This window comes from Vibrio parahaemolyticus, assembly GCF_900460535.1.
GTDB lineage: Bacteria > Pseudomonadota > Gammaproteobacteria > Enterobacterales > Vibrionaceae > Vibrio > Vibrio parahaemolyticus.
Genome location: NZ_UHIL01000002.1, coordinates 644,930 through 661,406, shown reverse-complemented (window position 1 = coordinate 661,406; position 16,477 = coordinate 644,930). Strand labels below are relative to the sequence as shown.

The 16,477-nt window shown below is 49.6% G+C and carries 12 protein-coding genes; 5 read left to right on the top strand and 7 right to left on the bottom strand.

Annotated features, from left to right (window positions below; translation table 11 throughout):
• The first annotated feature begins 4 nt into the window (after positions 1–4).
• Positions 5–994 (top strand): L-arabinose ABC transporter permease AraH, encoded by a 990-nt coding sequence (gene araH, locus DYB02_RS19830; protein WP_005477508.1) that lies wholly within the window; start codon positions 5–7, stop codon positions 992–994.
• 93 nt (positions 995–1,087) lie between these two features.
• On the opposite strand, the gene DYB02_RS19825 is transcribed toward araH, so the two are convergent.
• Entirely contained in the window at positions 1,088–3,079 is a 1,992-nt protein-coding gene (locus tag DYB02_RS19825; RefSeq protein WP_029862579.1) for a U32 family peptidase, read from the bottom strand.
• Between the two features lie 231 nt (positions 3,080–3,310).
• On the opposite strand from DYB02_RS19825, the gene DYB02_RS19820 reads away from it, so the two are divergent.
• The gene (locus tag DYB02_RS19820; protein WP_005383492.1) at positions 3,311–3,757 is read left to right on the top strand and encodes a DUF302 domain-containing protein; all 447 of its coding nucleotides are present in this window, start codon (positions 3,311–3,313) and stop codon (positions 3,755–3,757) included.
• A gap of 95 nt (positions 3,758–3,852) precedes the next feature.
• On the opposite strand, the gene ptsG is transcribed toward DYB02_RS19820, so the two are convergent.
• On the bottom strand, positions 3,853–5,295 hold the full coding sequence (gene ptsG, locus DYB02_RS19815) for a glucose-specific PTS transporter subunit IIBC (protein ID WP_025500127.1): 1,443 nt from the start codon (positions 5,293–5,295) through the stop codon (positions 3,853–3,855).
• Positions 5,296–5,548: 253 nt separating this feature from the next.
• Here ptsG and DYB02_RS19805 point away from each other — a divergent pair, with 253 nt between their 5' ends.
• Genes DYB02_RS19805 through DYB02_RS19795 form a run of 3 tightly spaced genes read left to right on the top strand, consistent with a single transcriptional unit; the run spans position 5,549 to position 8,923 of the window.
• Positions 5,549–6,256, top strand: coding sequence for a response regulator (locus DYB02_RS19805; RefSeq protein ID WP_029804119.1), 708 nt, complete (start codon positions 5,549–5,551; stop codon positions 6,254–6,256).
• Positions 6,246–7,676, top strand: coding sequence for an ATP-binding protein (locus DYB02_RS19800; RefSeq protein WP_029804121.1), 1,431 nt, complete (start codon positions 6,246–6,248; stop codon positions 7,674–7,676). Before DYB02_RS19805 ends, DYB02_RS19800 begins: the two co-directional genes overlap by 11 nt.
• Positions 7,677–7,678: 2 nt before the next feature.
• The gene (locus DYB02_RS19795; RefSeq protein ID WP_029852988.1) at positions 7,679–8,923 is read left to right on the top strand and encodes an ABC transporter substrate-binding protein; all 1,245 of its coding nucleotides are present in this window, start codon (positions 7,679–7,681) and stop codon (positions 8,921–8,923) included.
• Between the two features lie 73 nt (positions 8,924–8,996).
• On the opposite strand, the gene DYB02_RS19790 is transcribed toward DYB02_RS19795, so the two are convergent.
• Genes DYB02_RS19790 through DYB02_RS19770 form a run of 5 tightly spaced genes read right to left on the bottom strand, consistent with a single transcriptional unit; the run spans position 8,997 to position 16,245 of the window.
• A complete protein-coding gene (locus DYB02_RS19790) occupies positions 8,997–10,199 on the bottom strand; it encodes a type III PLP-dependent enzyme (RefSeq protein ID WP_029804125.1) in 1,203 nt (400 codons plus the stop codon).
• The gene (locus DYB02_RS19785; protein ID WP_024702216.1) at positions 10,192–12,021 is read right to left on the bottom strand and encodes an IucA/IucC family protein; all 1,830 of its coding nucleotides are present in this window, start codon (positions 12,019–12,021) and stop codon (positions 10,192–10,194) included. The genes DYB02_RS19790 and DYB02_RS19785 overlap by 8 nt, the downstream gene beginning before the upstream one ends.
• On the bottom strand, positions 11,993–13,198 hold the full coding sequence (locus tag DYB02_RS19780) for an MFS transporter (RefSeq protein ID WP_029804126.1): 1,206 nt from the start codon (positions 13,196–13,198) through the stop codon (positions 11,993–11,995). Before DYB02_RS19780 ends, DYB02_RS19785 begins: the two co-directional genes overlap by 29 nt.
• Positions 13,199–13,204: 6 nt before the next feature.
• Positions 13,205–15,037, bottom strand: a complete 1,833-nt coding sequence (locus DYB02_RS19775) for an IucA/IucC family protein (RefSeq protein WP_029804127.1) — start codon at positions 15,035–15,037, stop codon at positions 13,205–13,207.
• The gene (locus tag DYB02_RS19770) at positions 15,034–16,245 is read right to left on the bottom strand and encodes an ATP-grasp domain-containing protein (protein WP_029852986.1); all 1,212 of its coding nucleotides are present in this window, start codon (positions 16,243–16,245) and stop codon (positions 15,034–15,036) included. The genes DYB02_RS19775 and DYB02_RS19770 overlap by 4 nt, the downstream gene beginning before the upstream one ends.
• Between the last annotated feature and the right edge of the window lie 232 nt (positions 16,246–16,477).

Sequence of the window (16,477 nt, the reverse complement as noted above, 5' to 3'; positions counted from 1 at the left end):
TCCTATGTCTGTAACAAGCTCTACGAAAATACTAGAACAACAGGACGCGAAGCGTTCATGGAATTTTGCTGGGATTTGGGACCGATTCGGCATGCTGATGGTGTTCGCTGGTCTGTTTTTATTGTGTGCTTTCTTTGTCCCTTACTTCGCGACGTTCATCAATATGAAAGGTCTGGGTTTGGCGATCTCTATGAGTGGCATGGTGGCGTGTGCCATGCTGTTTTGCTTGGCGTGTGGTGATCTGGATTTGTCGGTCGCGTCCATCATTGCTTGCTCTGGTGTGGTTACCGCCGTCGCAATTAACGCAACCAGCAGCGTGGTACTTGGTGTGGGCGCAGGTCTACTTTCTGGCGTTGCTTTTGGTCTGTTAAACGGTTTTGTCATTGCTAAGTTGCAAATCAACGCACTGATCACCACTTTGGCGACCATGCAGATAGCACGAGGCTTGGGCTACATCATCTCAGATGGTAAAGCGGTGGGCATCACGGAAGAGAGCTTCTTTGCACTGGGTAACTCATCATTTATTGGTATTCCAACGCCTATTTGGTTGACGATCATTACCTTTGGAGTCTTTGCTTTCTTGCTGAATCGCACCGTTTATGGTCGTAACACGCTCGCGATTGGGGGCAACGAAGAAGCGGCTCGCTTAGCGGGTGTGAATGTCGTGAAAACTAAGATGATTATCTTTACCGTGTCTGGTTTTATCTCGGCATTGGCGGGGGTTATTTTGGCGGCGCGTATGACCAGTGGTCAGCCTATGACGTCTGTGGGCTTTGAATTGGTGGTTATCTCTGCCTGTGTCCTTGGTGGTGTGTCGCTAAAAGGTGGTATCGGTAAAGTCTCTTACGTGATTGCTGGCGTGCTGATTTTGGGTACAGTCGAAAATGCAATGAACCTTCTCAACATGTCACCATTCGCGCAATACGTCGTACGCGGTGCAATATTACTTGCTGCTGTTATTTTTGACCGCTACAAACAAACCAGCCGCGCATAATGCTCTTTCTACTTGGTATCACTTCCAAGTGAACACAAGCCCAAAACAGCCATGATTTCATGGCTGTTTTGGGTTTAGCTCTCGAATCAAACCCTACAACCCCTTCAAATACTGCGCGTTGGCTGTTGGTTGAATCATGGCATTCAGCGTTTGGACGGCTTGTTCACTGTGATCTTCAAGTAGAGCTAAGAACGCGTCAATCAACTCAGGTTTGCTTGCTGAGACTTTCGTTTCGGTCTGGATATCACGCAGATCGATCAACACATCGGTAAACAATTGCGGCAGATCGTGCAGCACTTGCAGGTTTAAGACGTTGTGCTCGCTGTAGATTGAATTGTGGCTGCCTTTCTGTTTTTGCACCACGTAAGGATTGTCTTTTAAGTTGATGATAGACGTGCGTTTATCACAGCGTTTCAAACAACCTTTGTTGACCTTCACCTTACGGCATCCTTCGGTTTGTTGGAACAAACATTGGCGGCTCGTGAGTAGGGTATTTGGATGATAAATGCTGTAGAAGCTGCGCATGTTTTTCGGACGCTTTATGTGACGCATCTGCTTCATATTCAGCTCGTTAGAAACAAACGCGCCACTTGCCGCGAACTCGTCTTGAAGACATTTAAACGCGTATGAGTTCACCGTGTTCATTTGCGGGCCTGCCACCCAGCCTAAGCCGAGCTCTTTTGCGATCATGCCGACGCCTGAGTTGTTGGTGATCAACAATTCAGGTTGGATGGTTTCCAAAAATACGCGCGCGGCTTGGTAGTCTTCGCCAATCAAAATGGCAGGGAACCAAGGTTTGAGCATTGGGTTGGCTTGGAACAATTCAATCATCGCGCTCAGTTCACCAGACAATCCCATTGGCAACTGATAGTAAACATCAATGTCGCGGTATTCGCACAGCATGGCTTCTTGTGCTGACGAGATCAGAACCGATAATTTTGGCGCACCTTGGAGAGGGTCTGGTTGAGGTAACGCTGGCAGAGTTGGCACATCAATCGACCCTTTCAAGCTGCTGCCGGATACTTGCGTCGAAGTGACATCGAACGACTTAGTTTGCTCTGTCACTTTCTCAATGATCGCGGTTTTGTCGTCGTAGAGTTTCTTTTTCACCGCTTGCACATCATCAGCAGACTGGCATTGATAAACCTTCGAAAAATGCTTTACAGCGTGGTCGCGCGGGTTGTCGATGTACATCGCCTTGCCGAAATCACCTTGCAAAAATGCGTTGGAGAAATCGCGGTTGAACACCGTGTATAACTCGGTGGTGTCTTCAGAGAGTTCCAAACCCTCGCACAAGCGATCGATTTGCTGACGCCAATTATCGACCACGGTATAGACGTAGTGCGATTTCTTGATTCGTCCTTCCACTTTTAATGAATACACGCCAGCATCGGCAAGCGCTTTCAAGTCCCCAAAGGCGGAGTTGTCTTTCATATTGAGTGGGTAGTTGTTGCCCGTTTTGGTCGTTTCGTACTGTTCGCGACAAGGTTGACTGCAGCGTCCACGGTTACCTGATGCACCATTGCGAGCGGAACTGATATAGCAAATTCCGGAGAATCCGATGCAGTATGAGCCGTGGACAAACACTTCCATCATTACGTTGTGCTCGCGACCAAATTGCGCCAGATGTTTGATCTCATTGATGTTAAGTTCGCGAGATAGATTTACTCGGCTTGCGGTGAGCTGGTTGAGAAAGAGGATCTGGCCTTCGTTATGCGTGTTCAGTTGTGTTGAAGCGTGCACATCCAAATCGGGAAAGTGATGTTTGAGAATGTAGGCCAGACCGAGATCTTGCACGATCACGCCATCGATTCTGGTGGTGTTCAGTTGGCTGAGTAAGCGAACAATCGCCGGAATTTCACTTTCTAAAATCAGCACATTCAACGTTAGGAAAATCTTACAGCTGTGCTGATGGGCTAACGTTAACACGCCATTTAAGTTATCTAAGGTGAGGTTGGTCGCTCGGTTACGAGCATTGAAGCGGTCGAGTCCACAGTAAATTGCATCGGCGCCAGCGGCAATGGCGGCTTTGATGGAATCTAAATCACCACCGGGTGCTAATAACTCAAATTGCTCGCGTGTCACTACTTTTCTCTTTCTTACTAAAATAGGCTGCAAATGTTACGTATTTCACGCTTTTGATGCTCGGCTAGTTAATGCTTTATTAATCTGAATCAATTAATCCGTGTTACACGGTCGACTCTTGAGTGGGTAGAGTGCAATTCGCGATAGCGGAATCTGACTTCTATAGTTTTCCTACACTTGGTTTTTCTATATTTACAGTTTTCGACTCAGATAGAGAGGAAGGGACGACAAATGAAAAAAGTAATCATCGGGTTGGTCGTGGCGTTGACGTCATTGAGTGCGTTGGCTGGTGAGGGCGTGGTAACCGTTGCGAGCACGCATTCAGCAAAAGATACGGCGGATAAATTTGTCGCTATCGCGCAAGAAAAAGGGTTGAACGTCTTTGCGCGCATTAACCATCAAGAGAATGCCACGAAAGTCGATATGACGTTGCGACCAACCGAAGTTATCGTGTTTGGAAACCCTAAAGTAGGCACGCCACTGATGATCTGTGCGCAGGAAGTGGCGCTCGATTTACCCCAAAAAGTGTTGGTGTATGAAGATGCTGAAGGCAAAACGTGGTTAGCTTACAACGATCCGATGTATTTAAAACAGCGCCATCATATTGAAGGCTGCGACGAGGTATTGAACAAAATCAGCGGCGTGCTGGGCAATTTAACCAACGCGGCGGCGAAGTAGGGCTGGTTATTGGCTTCGCTTTTTTTACTCCGAAAACGAAAAAGCCAACCTCGCTGGGAGGTTGGCAAATCTTACCTAGATTGGGGGAGGTAAGATCAGGAGGTGGCGAGTACGCTGTGCACTTCTGACTTAATTGAGTCAGACTGCGTACCGAAAATCGCTTGTAAACTGTCGCCAATCACTAACACATCTCGCGCGCCGAGTGCTTTTAGCTTAGCAACATCAACGTTGGCAATGTCTTTCACCGAGACACGTAGACGGGTGATACACGCATCGACTGACTTGATATTGGCTTTGCCGCCCAATGCAGCGACTACATCCACCGCAATTTCATCAGGTTGTCCGGCGATCTTCACTTCTGCAATGTCGGTTTCACGGCCCGGCGTTTTTAGATCCAACTTCACAATTAGAAAGCGGAACAAACCGTAGTACAGCGTCGCCCAGATTGGACCGATGATGATGAACATCCACGCGTTGGTCGACATTGGGTAGTAAAGGAAGAACTGGATCGCGCCGTGCGCAAAGTCCGTACTGTGTTTGATTTCCAAAAACGCGGTGATCGCAAACGCAATACCGGTGAGGAAAATATGGATCACGTACAGCACTGGCGCGACGAATAGGAAGGTAAATTCGATTGGCTCTGTGATACCAGTCAACCAAGAGGTCAACGCCGCAGACATCATCAAACCGCCGACGATTTTCTTACGCTCAGGAGACGCGCAGTGGTAAATCGCCAGTGCCGCTGCTGGTAGTGCCCACATGGAGTACATAAAGCCACCAGACAGATAACCTGCGGTTTTATCGCCCGCGAAGAAGCGAGTGAGCTCACCGGTAAACTCTTTGCCGGTTTCTGGGTCTACATAGCTGCCGACTTCAAAGAAGAACGGCGCATTCCAGATGTGGTGCAAACCAACCGGGAGTAATGAACGTTCGCCCGCGCCGTAAACCGCCCACGCGAGTACAGGGTTTTGGTACGCTGCCCAATGAGAGAATGCATCAAGAAGTTGTCCGACAGGTGGCCATGCAAACGCGAGAATCGCACCAACGACGATCGCCGATAAACCGGTGACAATGGGCACAAATCGCTTACCCGCGAAGAAGCCCAAATATTCCGGCAGTTTGATGTTGTAGAAGCGGTTGTACATGATTGCCGCGACCGCACCGATAAAGATGCCGCCAAACACCCCGGTTTGCAGCGTCTCAACGCCCATGATGGTGGCGTCAGTTTCTAAGCCGCGCAGGCCAGTCACAATACCGAGCGATGCGTTCATAATAATTAGGCCAACTAAGCCTGCGAGCGCAGCCGCACCGTCATTGCCTTTTGATAACCCGAGCGCTACACCGACCGCAAACATCAACTGCATGTTGCCGAACACGCCCTCACCGGCGGCGAGCATCACTTTGTTGACCGCGTCTGGAATAAACGCAAAACCCGCGTTACCAATACCCAGCATCAAGCCAGCCACCGGTAACACCGCCACAGGCAGCATCAACGACCGCCCTATTTTTTGTAGTTGTCCAAATATACTTGCAAACATGGTTTCCTCCTGACGAATGCCAGTGTTGTCGGACCTGATTCCTTCAGGTCATGTTGTTTCACGTAAGGTCAGGATGATCATAGCGAGCAAGGCGGCGCCTAAGGTTACAAAAGGCAATCAGTTTGTAAGTGGCCGCTTACAAATCTCTTACACCGAGAAGTGAAAATTGTAATCGGCTCGATTGTGAATGTGCGTTTAAGAATGCATCATATTGGCCAGCGCCAAACTCAGGGACGGACACAGGGAAGGTAGGATGGAAAACAAGCAGATACTGGTCGTCGATGACAACCTCGACCTTCGCGAAGCGTTGTCGGATTACCTTGGTCGCGCTGGGTTTGAAGTGCTTTGCGCGGAAAACGGCGGCGCGATGTGGCAACTGCTCAACGATCACCATCCTGATTTAATCATCCTCGATATTATGATGCCCGGTGAAGACGGCTTTACCCTGTGCCAGAAACTGCGCAAAAACTCCGATATCCCGATCATCATGCTGACCGCCGTCACTGAAGAAGCCGACCGAGTCGCAGGGCTAGAAATGGGCGCTGACGACTACATCACCAAATCATTCAGCCCGCGTGAACTGCTCGCGCGCATCAAAACGATTCTGAGACGCAGCCAAACGACCGCCAATAGCAAACTGACGCGTAAAGTGCGTTTTGACGACTGGTTGTTAGATACCGTAACCCGGCAACTGACCCACGTTGCTAGCCGCGAGGTCAAACAACTGAGTGGCGCGGATTTGTCACTGCTCGGTTTGTTCGTCAACCACGCGCAATCAATATTGTCTCGCGATGACATTGCGCGCGAGATCTGGGGACGCGATGCTGACCCGTTTGAACGCGGTATTGACGTGCAGATCAGCCGCTTGCGTCATCACCTTGAAGATAAAGACCGTTCGCTGATCTTAACGGTGCGCAACAAAGGCTACATGCTGACCACGGACGTGCATTATGAGAATTAAACGCTGGACGGGATCACTGGTCGTTCGTACCAGTGTATTCCTGTTGCTGGTGATCATTCTGGCGCAGGTATTATCCGGAATTATCTGGTATCAACACGCCAGCGAACGCGATAAAGAAGGCCTGACCACCACAGTCAAAAGCTTAGCACTGAGTGCTTCTTCTACCATCGCCTTCTTTCAAACCCTCCCTTCGGAATATCGCCACTTGGTGCTCAATCAACTACGCAACATGGGTGGTACGCGCTTTTTCGTCTCACTCAACAATCACCAGATTAACGTCGACCCGCTGCCGGAGAGCGAACGCAAAACGTTGGTCATCAACCAAGTTCGCGAGGTATTAGAAAGTGAGTTGAGCGGCATTCCTAATATCGAGGTGGAGTTCACCCAGCGCGACAAACTCAAAGTGTTCAACAACGAGCTACCTATCGACGAACTGCCGCTATTGTGGGCGCATTATTCGCTTTCGTTTGGTGACCTCAATCCGCCTATTCTGGTGATGCAGGTCGAAGTCGCACGGAACGAATGGTTTTATCTCGCGGCGGTGCTACCCGCGCCTTACATCAACCTAGAGACTAACTATTTTGAGCTGCGCCAATGGCTCACGCTATTACTGTCCGCGCTAATGCTGTTGCTGTGTACCTGGTTTATCGTTCGTAAAGAAATTCAACCCATTCGAGAGCTGGCAAAAGCCGCAACCCTGATGTCGAGCCGATTAGACGTGCCCGAAGTCTCTGAGCGCGGCAGTAACGAACTGAAAGCGGCGGTCCGTGCGTTTAACAAAATGAATCGACGCATCGACAGCCACATTAAAGACCGCGAGATGCTGTTCAGTGCCATTTCACACGATCTGAAAACGCCGATTGCTTGCCTAAAACTACGGGCGGAAATGCTGGATGACGACGCCGACCGAGAACGCTTTATCCGCCTGAGTAACGACCTAGATTTGATGGTCAAAGGCGCATTGCAATGCATTAAAGAGACCGATATCCACGAGGAAATCGAGCCGATCAATTTCACCCAACTGATTCAGCACATTTCCGCCAATATCGCCGATGCGCCGGACACGATTCGCATCCACGGTGAAATCCGCACCCACTTTGCCGGCAAACCGTTAGCGATTAAGCGCTGCATTCAGAATCTGGTCGATAACGCTCTCAAATACGGCCATCAAGCGGACATTACGCTGAGTGAAAGCCCAGAGTTCATCCAGATTGAAATTGAAGATCACGGTGACGGCGTTGACGATTTATTACTTGAAAAGCTCTGCCAGCCATACTTCCGCGCTAGCAACGATAAAGAAGGCAGTGGGCTGGGGTTAACCATTTCACAGAGTATTGCAAAGGCTCATGGCGGCAACTTGTTGCTGAGCCATTCTCAGTTTGGCGGCCTCTGCGCTACACTGACTTTCCCGAGAGACTGACTATGAACAAACTGGCATTCTTGTTCCCACTGTTGCTCGCCCCTTGCGTCGCTCACGCTGAGTCGCCACAAGGGGTAGAGTTTTTACATTGGTGGACTTCTGACGGCGAGCAGCAAGCGCTGCAAACACTTAAAGCTCAGCTAAAACGGCACGATATTGAGCTGCTGCAAAGCCCGGTGTTAGGCGGTGGTGGTGACAGCGCGATGACGGTACTGCAAGCTCGCGCGCTGGCGGGCAATCCACCGAGCTTCGCGCAAATCGAAGGGCCAAGTATTAAAGCGTGGGATGCCATCGGTATTTTGCACAACGTCAACGCGGTTGCCGATGAGCAGCGCTGGGACGAGGTGCTCTACCCACTGTCTATCGAAATCAACAAAACACAAAACGGCTACATCGCCCTGCCACTTACGCTGCACCGTTTGAACTGGTTGTGGGTCAACCACAAACTGCTTAAACAACTGAATCTGTCAGCGCCGAAAAACTGGCAAGAGATGTTCGCTGCCATGGAGCTTGCGAAGCAAAATGGCATTGTACCGATCGCGGTCGGTGAGCAGCCGTGGCAAGTCGCCCAACTTTTCGAGAACTTAGTGATCTCCACTGGCGGCGTTGAGTTCTACACCAATGCGATGGTTAAACTTGAGCGAGACAGCATCGACAGCGATACACTGCGCCAAGCGTTGAAGCAATTTCGCCGCCTGAGTTTGTTGATCGACAACCAATTACCTGACAGTAAGTGGGATACGGCGACCCAAGCGCTAGCCGACGGTCATGCGCTGTTTCAAATCGGTGGAGATTGGATTTTGGGTGAGCTGCTCGCCAATCAAGTCTCAGTTCCGCAAGAGATCGGCTGTTACCCAACGCCGGACAGCGATGGTGTATTCCTCTACAACATGGACAGTTTGGTGTTTATGTCGAGCAAATCGTTTTCTGCCGAGGCGGCTCAGCAAACCGCAAGCGCACTGGCAGACGTCGAGTTTCAAGCTAAGTTCAATAAGGTAAAAGGCTCGATTCCGGTACGTACCGATATCGACATCAGCGATTTTAATCCGTGTCAGGTCCAGTCATATCAAGACTTTCACTACGGCGTTAAACACAACCTCGCTGTGCCGAGTATGATTGATTCGATGGCGGTCAATCCGGTTGCTCAGCAAGCGATAAACTCGGAAATCTTCCGTTTTTACCGCAATCCCAAGATGGAACCCGACGAGCTGATAAAACGCATTATTGCGATTTCGAAAAGCGGTTAATGGCAATGAATTTGTGCCGAGTGGAATAAAAAAGCCCCAATGATTGGGGCTTGAGTAAAGCGAAGTATGCCGTTTAGAAATAGTGGAAGATCGGCGGTTCATGCATCAAGAAGTTTTGATGGGAGATGTTCCACGCATAGGCGCCCGCTAAGGTAAACACAACATAATCACCAATATCGACGTGGGCGACGTGTTGATTGCGTGCCAGCACATCTTTGGGCGTACAAAGCTGGCCGACAAAAGTTGCTTGTGCATGCTGAATTGGATGAGAAATTTCATGGTGTTGCTCGCTTTTCAGGATGACGAATGGATGATCATGGCTCTGCGCTGCTGGCGTGCGAAAATGGTGGGTTCCTCCGCGCGCGATGACAAAGTTTTCGCCAAGATTTTGCTTAATATCCAGCACTTCCATTACGTAATAACCGCATGCCGCCGTGATGAAACGTCCGCATTCAAAACGCAGTGTCCAGTCTTGCACTTGCTCTTTGGCGATGAGGAATTCCAACTTGTCGCAAAACTCCATCCACGGAAAGTGTTGCTCAGGGTTTTGGTAGTTAATCCCCATGCCTCCACCCAAGTTGATCATCAGCTCACCGAGTTCGAACTCCTGCTGCCACGCCTTCACGACTTGGAAATAGCGCTGCATTAACGCTAAGTGACGTTCAACATCGAGCTGATGCGACATCAAGTGAAAATGGAAACCTTTCAGTGACACTTGCGGGAAATCGCGCAGCAACATCAAAGCATTACTCAGTTCGGACTCGTCCAAACCAAAAGGAGTCGGCTTGCCGCCCATCGCCAACTTGCTGAGCGTGATGTCGCCAATATCAATGTTCATACGCAAAAAGATCGAAGCAGGGCGGTTGAGGCGCTCGGTTATTGCTCCAATGCGCTTTAGCTCGGTGAGGCTTTCGACATGAATTGCATCAACATCCAGCTCAATCGCTTGTTGCAATTCACTTGGCATTTTTCCTGGGCCACCGAAGATCAATGGCTTATCGAGTTGTTGCTGGTGGAGGTGTGTCAACTCCCCGCCAGATGCCGCTTCAAAACCATCGACATACGGCGCGAGCGTTTTGAGAATAGGGCCTGATGGATTGGCTTTGGCTGCGTAAAATAGCTCGACATTTTTCGGCAAAACGTGACGCAGTTGTTTGATGTGTTCTCCTAAGGCTTTTAGGTCATACACGTACGCGCACAAGGGTTGATTTTGCTGCTGTGCGAGCGTGTGAACTTGCTGGCTAACGCGTGTCGGTAGGGAGAGTGAATTAGACATGTTGCGCTCCTTTTTCGTGTTGCTGCCAAGGCGCGGCGACTTGGGTATAGCCCGACTCCTTATCGGCTTTTTGCATCAAACGCGTGGTGAAATTATTTTTGCTTGGGAAGTGACCGCCATTCAGCAACGCTTCTAGTTCCGGCTGTTTTCCATTCACTGATTGCCAACGCACAATGGCACTTTGCACCGCATTCCACAGCGTTTGCTCTAGTGGCTCATCACCTTCTGAGATGAAGAAAATCGCTTCGCTGATGTTGTTGATAAAGGTGCAGTATCCGATGCGATTCCAGCCTTGTTCGCGACTGTAGTAAACCGATTGTCGCGCGCGTTCAGACAAGTCAGTTAATGTTTCTGCTGGCCAGAACTCTGGCAGTAATTTAGTGCCTTCCAAATCACGAATCCAAACACAACACGGCATCTCTTGCTCAAAGCCAATCAAGGTGTTTTGCAAATGCGGCTCAAACGCCACCCCGTGTTTGAAGTAGTAATTAAACACGCCCGGAATTAGGCAATGCAAATAGCGTTCAAACCACAGTGTCGCGATATCGGAATAGCGATTTTGCGTAGTACGCGCTTTGTTTTTAAGGCGTTGAGCAATGCAACTGTTGCCGTTTTTGTCGTAAGCAAACAGAGCGCCAGCGAGGGTTGGTTTTAAGATATCGACTTCGCTCAGCGAGAAATTTTCGCGATATAAAATCCCAAACGATTCGCGTGCTTTGGTGTTGTCATCCCAATTGCGCTCAGCGACACTTTCTAGATTCAACGTGGTGGCGTAAGGCTCCGTCATCACTTTAAATACGGGGTTGTGCAGCTGTTCGTTTTCTCGAATTGGTTTGAGAATCGACGTGAGCTGCACGGCGCTGTCGAGTTCGTACCACGCGTTTTTGCGCACGCAATTGGTTAATCGTACGTTGATGGAGAATTTCGCAAACCAATCCATGTCTGGGTGGTAGAGGGTACGAACTGAAGAGGTCGGCTGCATCTTTTCACCACCTAAACCCAGTGGTGTGATCTTGCCTTGCTCAATGGCACGCTTCACGCTTGGGTTGCTCAAAATGGTGTAGCTTTCCCAAGGATGGCAAGGGTAGAGGGTCTTCCCATTGCTGGTGGCGTGTTGTGGCGCGAGCTGTTGTAGCATGTGCTGCGCAGGGTTAGCTTCTCCGTCGGAACTCAGCACATCAAGTAAGGACGTATCCACTTCAAACCAGTACAACGGCACTTGCGCGCCGACTTCTGGAGAAAACGCCAAGAGATCATCCATGGTGACGCCCGAACGACTTTTCGGGGTCGGATGGAAAGTGTGCCCCCAAATCAGAGACTGTTCCGAAGCGATAAATTCGTTGTGATGCGATTTGGGTGCGACGTTGAGAAACTGCTCGGTAACCAGCACGCTATTTTCCAGTTGTTCGATCAGCTCATGGTTAAATGGGATCGCCAACACCTGCTTGAGATAGTTAAGCAAAAGCGTAAGAGTTTGCGTGGCATCCAATTTCGCCCAACCAGATCCCGGCATTTTCGCCCAAGGCAGTTCTGCCAATTTGATTTTGCCCAGTTTACTCGCGTAGTGAATCGGCAAAACCAGCACGCCATTTTGTTGAGAAAGATGAACGGCTACCCGCTGCTTGGCGGAATAGTTGCGTTTTAACGTTTGGGGTAGCGATGTCGATTGGTAGTGCCATTCCACTTGTTGATTCGGTAGCGCAAATTCCCGTAAGTAACAATTAAGAACACCCATTATCGTGTTGAGTTGGGCTTTCTCACGATTGAGCTGCACATCATGCGCGCGCAACTCGCTAGTCTGAGAGGATTGAGTTTGTAACATGTTGATTTCCAAATTTTGAATGGAGAACCAGCGCGATCAAGGTGATTACGCTGACTATCGCAGAAAGTAGGAAAGGAACCTCAAGTAGCCCCAAGCTAGAAATGAAAGAAGCGCAAAATCCCGCCGCCACGCCACCCCATTTGGACATGGCATCAAAGCGAGAAAATACTTTGCCACTGAGTTTGCGATCCAGATTGCTCGCAAGATGCTGATGCAATCCGTGATAGCAACACACCATCGCGATGCCGAAGATAATTCTCGCAGCAATGAGTGCGATTTCGGACGCAATCAAATGCAAGGCAGAGCTCACGGCAAGCAATGCAAACCCGAGCCACAACGTGCGCAGCGGTTGATGGCGATTCAGCCCATCTGACAACACGTGGATTTTGCCTGCCAGCAACAGATAGACGCCATGCGGCAGTGCGTACAAAAAACCGATCCATGCGTGGTTAGTGATGCCATATTGCTGCACAAACGGCGAGAAATAAGGAAAGGTCACCACCATAGAAAACGCAAACCCGAACTGAGCAAAGAAGATCCAACGAATGGCATGCATTGCATTTTTCTTTGCAACAGGTTGTTCTTGCTGAGATTCTGAGTTTGGCTTTTCGAGGTTTTGTTCGGCGGGTTTATCCGCTGGCAGTGTTAGCGTGATGCCCATCGCAATTAAAGGCAAAACGCATAACCACAGGTACGCGTTGAGCGGGTTGGTTTCGGACAAGCTCCAGCCGAGCCCAATGGGCGCAACGATCAGCGCCAAGCGAGCAGATAGTTGGGTTTTATTGAGTGACTTGCCGAGTGTTTTGGCTTCTTTAATTTGGCTAGATAAGTAGCTGTTTGAGGCGGCCATGGTGCCGCCAAAGGTTCCTTGAACAATAAGACCAAACACAAACATGGCGAGGTTGTCTGCCAAGCCGCACAGTGCAAACCCTGCTGCAAGGCCAAGTTGTGCACGCAAGAGTGAGCGGCGGCGACCGTAGCGATCAGCAAAGTTGCCCCAAAATCGCGCAGCCAACGCAGTACAAAACGTAGGTAGGATAAACAATACCCCTGCCCAGTCTGCATCAATGCTTGCGCCTAACGTTGGCAACACGACGGGTAGAAATAGCGGCATACCTAACGCGGCAAACGCAGCGATAAAGTGGCACAACAACACACTGTAGATGAGTTTGGTCATAATCGTTTAACGTACGCTTTTTTTGATGGCTTCTAAGTAGGCGCGTTGCGCTTCTTCGCTAGAAAGCAGCAAGAAGTTCGGAGCCGACAAACCATAGAACTTATTGATGTCACTCGCGCCGGAGGCTTCTTTCGAGAGCAAACTGCCAGAACTCAACAAGTACTTGGCGTATAAATCAGGTGCCTCTTGCAGTAACTCGCGTGCCAGTTTTGTTTCTAACCCTTCGCCTTCCAATCGGTTGAGTTGCTCAGCAATGCTTTTGGCCACGATGGCGTAAAGCGATGCTGAAGAGGCAATGCCCTTCGCTGCCATGGCTTCTACAATCGCTGCAATATCCAGTTGTAATGTGATGGTGGTAAACATCTGACCGAGCGCCAATTCATTGTCGACTTTGATGCGTTGGTCGAGCAGTTCATCACAATCCACGGGAGTTGTTCCTGCGACGTGTTTTTGGGCAGCATGCTCTGTAGCAAAGTGGAAGCGCTCAGGCCAAATTCGCGCCGCGTCGTTGTCTTTCATCGCGAGCGTCATTTTGCCCTGTTGATCAAATGCAACGATGGCGTTTTGCTGGTTGGACTCCAATGCGATGCCATAACGAAGCCACAAGGTGAGGTGCACTTGGCAAAGAAGGTCGACGTAATCTTGGAACCACGCCAGCGTATCTTGTTGATAGTACTGCTCCGCCAAATGTTCTAAGAACAAGCGGTCGTCAGGCATTGGGCTTGCCAGTGCTGCAACCGGAACTAACGCTTTGTCTTCGCAATGAGTAAGTGGGTACTCACGTACGATGTACGCGAAGGTTTTATCCTCGCCGACGTGTCCACCGTGCTTTTCGCTGCAATGGAACAAGCGACTGTTTAAGTCGGCGTCCGTTTGTTCAAGGTGGCTGAGTAGGCGTTCAAACCAGTGGCCGTCATACACTGTTGAAGGCTTGATTAAACGAATGTTTTTCGTGCCTAGCGATCGCATGATCAGCGGAACTTTGATGTGAATATGCGGCGCGTCGTTGACTACCACAGTACGAACGGAAAGCGTTGGCGTCACGTCTAGGTACGTAAACGGCGCTTCTATCATGCCTTCGGGTAAGGCTTCTAAAGAGCGAAGGGTGAGCGGATGCGCAGGGAACAGTACGTGGCTCAGTGCAAAATCAGCAGGAAGCCCCACTTGCTCCATCGTCGGCCAGCAATCAGGTTGTTCGCTGGTTAATGTCACCAGTGATTTTTCAATCGCAATCCAATGCAGAGCAAAGCTTTGTGCGAACTCGGGCGCGTACTTAGCAAGGTCTTCATCGCTCAGACCAAACTTCGCACGCGCAGTTGGATAGTACGGGTGGTCAAGGTAAGAAGCGATCTGGTCGGCTAGCAGCAGTTTTTGATGCCAAGAACCAAGCTCGGATATTGGTTGAGAAATGTGGTCGGCGTGGTGACGAAACGCTTGGTCACACAGTGCTTTGTGTTTCTCTGCGCATTCCAGTTCTTGAAGATATCCCGCCAACAATTCGTGAGAGCTCTCATGCGCCAATGTCGTTAGTAGCGCAATCCACTCTTGATAATGCTGCTGATGCTCGACTTGGCCATTTTTCTCCACCCACCAACCTTGCGGCGCTTGGCCATTGGTTTGGCCGTAACACCAATGCTGCATGTAATACGTTGGCACAACAGGTAAATAGAGCGTGAAATCCGGATTATCAAAGGTTAGCCAGACTTGCTCGCGTTGAGGAACAATAACCCCTTTTGGTGCGGCGCTACTGAACTTGGCGTTCGATAAAATGCCAAACATGTCTTCGCGCAGGCAAGTATCGATCAATCGTTGGGTTAGGTATAAAGCGTTGTGATTCATGCTGCCACCTCGCGAGTCGGAGCTAGATTGAAATTGTTAAGCGCGTTCTGCAGTGCTTGGTCGAGGTTTCGCCCCGATGGCGAGACAATCGAAATTCGGGCGAGATAATCCTTGTTTGAATAACTCTGTTGGAAGAGTTCTCCCGCGGTTTTTAGTACCTGTTGCTGGGTGATGACATCGCCATCGTGTTGGATGAAGGAGGTCGAATCTCCATCAATAACACCACTGTGTTCCGCAACCACATAGTGCACGTGTGCTGAGCCATGAATTTGGTAATCGCCGTCCAATCTTCGGCCCAAATGCAGACCCAAAATTGTGCTAAACCAACCGAAGTGAGCGAGATTGTTGAGTAAGAATTCGCGACCATCTCCAATGCTGCGATAGTTGATTTCCACCAGAACTGGGCCGTTTTCCGTGATGATAAATTCGCTGTGGCAAACTCCAAAGCCAACGCCGAACGCTTTCAGTTGAGCCAAACAAGCTTCTCGGTGAGCAATGCCGTTTGGTCCGTTCCAGTCTGCGGCTGTTTCGATAAAGTAAGGCGGTTCAGAGAGCGACACATCAAAACCGCCCACGGCGATAAGGCGCTCACCATCTCCCAGAGTTTCGAGCGTAACCAAAGGCCCTTGAAGGAATTGCTCCACCAGAAAGGCGGCGTTTGGGTGTTTTTGCCAAAACGCATCGCAGTATGCGTCGAGCTCGCTTTGGGAGTCACAGCGCTGCACATCCAAACTCGCCACGCCTTCTTTGGGTTTTGCTACGACAGGGAAGGCCATGCCTAATGCCACATTCGAATGGCGGTGCAGCAAACAGCTTTGTGTGTTGGGTAGGGCTTTTTCATTCAACACTTGTCGAGTTAAGTGTTTGTTTTTGGCCTTTAACGTGACAGACCAATCTTTGGCCGGTAGACCAAAAAATTGTGCGCAGATGGCGGTGGAAGTTTGTAAGTGATCACTATTGCTGAAAATAGCGTCGGGTTTTAACTCATTCTCAGTGATGGTTTCGATGATCTCCAAGGGATTGAAGACATCGCACTCTAGAATGGCATCCGGATTAAAGTGACTATCACGACTTGCCAGCTCTAAATGGCTGAGCTTGTGATCGGTGATAAGAACGACGTGGAGGTCCATCGCTTTAGCTGCAGGCACGAAGCCGTGAGTGACTGCATCATTAACGACATGACTTACGATAATCATCGTAGATTTCATGAGCTTTCCTAATTTTCTAACATTTCCTAACGTTGATACTGTCTGCTCACAGTCGGCTTCCAATGTGCCTCTCGCGAGGCTACGGGGCAGAAGGTTTGGTCTTTATTGTTATTGTGTTTGATTTTTTGTTGTTGCTTGTGTTTTTAGGGTAAATAAATATAGAGCATAAAATTAATATTGCAAATGTAAATAATATTTGTTCTTATTTCTATCCGTTGGCTTTATAACAACT